This window comes from Streptococcus sp. GMD4S, assembly GCF_000296955.1.
The window spans coordinates 1-2,471 of the sequence record NZ_AJRE01000015.1 but is presented as its reverse complement, the minus strand read 5'-3'; the positions used below and the strand labels follow the sequence as shown (position 1 = coordinate 2,471).

Genomic DNA, 2,471 nt, shown 5'->3' with positions numbered 1-2,471 from the left:
GTGCTACTGGAGCTGGTTCCAATGGTTTCTCTGTCTCATATGTTGGCTCTTCTGGTTTTGATGGCTCCGGTTGATCTGGAGTTTTTACCGGTGGAGTTGGCTCATTTTCGTAGTTTGGTACTACTGGAGCTGGTTCCAGTGGTTTCTCTACTTCATAAGTAGGAGCTTGTGGTGCAGTTGGTTCTACTGGCGGAGTTGGTTTTTCTAATGTGATGGTTGGCAAATTAGTTGCTCGAACATTTCCGTTAATCGCAAACCAAATATTTGGCTTTTTGGGAGATAATTTCTCTGCTCTACGTGGATCATTCGCTGCAGGCTGTCCCAACACTTCTGAAGACGAAATTGTTCCGATAGTCATACTATTTGAAGGACCTGAGATTTCCACTGCTCCCGCACCATACCAAGAGTTTGGTGCATCTGCATTATCCCAACCAGAATCTGGTTGACTATTCTTATACATGGTGAAGCGGGAACCACCAACTCCTTTTTTGAAGTTTTCAGATTCTGTCGCATAAATTTGGCCGTTCTTTTCACCAACTGAAGAACCCGAAATTTTGATGAAATTCCCAGTATAATCTTTAGCCATCTCGATTGAGTTTGCTTCGCGGTTAAGAGACGCTACAGACATCAAGGCCTTGTCAAAATTAATAATTTGACCATCTTCATCATAGAATTGAAACTCAGTCTTAACGAAGAGAGAGGTAGCATCTTCTGTATTACCAGTATAAGCCGAAGCGAAAACCCCCATCGTTGGGTCTTTAAAAATTCCCAACCAAGCCTTATCATTGCGGAACTTGGAACTAGGATCAAGAGTATAAGTATAGACGATTTTAGAAACTTTTTTCCCTTGATAGTAAGTCCCCTGAAGATTCGTATAAGTTGCTGTTGCAGACTGACCTCGTTTCAGCAGGACTGAAGACCATTCAGTTGGTCCCTTACCACTTGTTACATTTGAATTGTACTCAGAATACTTACCGACTGTACCAAAGCTTTCCTGTTTGTTTGTCTGGTAGTTAGCATTTTGAATGTCTGTTACTTTAAAGTTATCCAACTGGAAGAGTTTATTGGCAAATTCTGCAGTATTCTTCACAGCTGCTTCCATGCCAGTATAGCTAACAAATTCACCAGTTGTAGTCAATGAAAGTTCAGCATTAGGCTCCGATTTGAAAATCAAACTTTGAGCACTTGGGCGACTCAAGTTTCCATCTTCATTCTTCTTTGATTCTGCTAAAGCCATAGCTGCCTTAATTTTAGCCTGCTCATCTTTATAAGCCTGCAACTTAGCCGGATACTCAGCCAACTCTTTCTTATATTTGGCAAGATCAGCTTCATACTGCTTCATCGCCGCTTCATAAGTTGCTTTTGCAGTTTCATTACGTTGTTTAATCGCTTCATTTTCAGCTTGAAGCGCTGCATTTTTTACCTTGTTGTCTTCAACAGCCTTCTCATAAGCTGCTTTAGCATCAGCATTTGCCTTTTGAACGCGAGCTAGTTCTGTCTGATAAGCCGCTAACTTAGTTTGATAGTCTGTTTCGTTAGCTGCATTCGCTTGTTTGACTGCTGCCAAGTCTTTTTCGTATTGTGCTATTTTAGCCTCATAAGTTGCCTTGGCTGTTTCATTTCGTTGCTTAATCGCTTCATTTTCAGCTTGGATAGCATTGTTTTTAGCTGTGTTTTCTTCAACAGCCTTCTCATAAGCAGCTTTAGCATCAGAATTAGCCTTTTGAACACGTGCCAATTCTGTTTGATAAGCTGCTAATTTAGCTTGATAATCAGCATCATTATCCTCTTTAGCTTTCTTAATAGCTGCAAGATCTGCTTCATACTGCTTCATCGCGGCTTCATAATTCGCTTTGGCAGTTTCATTACGTTGCTTAATCGCTTCATTTTCAGCTTTAAGCGCTTCGTTTTTCGCAGTGTTTTCTTTTACTGCTTTATCATAAGCCTCTTTAGCTTCAGCATTAGCTTTTTGTACTCGAGCTAATTCTGTCTGGTAAGCTGAAAGTTTATTTTGATAATCCTGTTGACTATCTTCATTTGCTTTTTTGACAGTTGCTAAATCTTTTTGATATTGTGCTAGCTTAGCCTCATATTCTGCTTTAGCTGTTGCATTGGCAGTGTTGATTTTTTCAACTTCTTCTTGATGACTTTTTAGATCTTTTTGATACTTGTCATCCGCTGCTTTGTTTTCAGCATTGATTTTATCTGTTTCAGCCTGATGAGCTGAAACATCTTTTTTATACGCTTCAGTTGTTTTCTTTACTTCTTCAGCCTGTTTAGCATAGTCGCTTTTAATCTCATCTTGTTTTTGAGCATTCTCTGTAGCAGTTGTGGCTGTTCCTTTGTCTTTTGTTTCATCTTGAACTACCTTAACTCCTGCAGATTTTGCATCAGCAACTGCTTTATCCAAATCAGCTGATGATACTTCTACTGGCAAAGCTGAGTCTTTAGAACCAGCCTTAGCTTGGCTT

The 2,471-nt window shown here is 39.9% G+C and carries 1 protein-coding gene; it reads right to left on the bottom strand.

Annotated features, from left to right (window positions below):
* A partial coding sequence (locus GMD4S_RS00160; protein WP_000313649.1) for a GbpC/Spa domain-containing protein occupies positions 1-2,471 on the bottom strand: 2,471 nt, incomplete at both ends.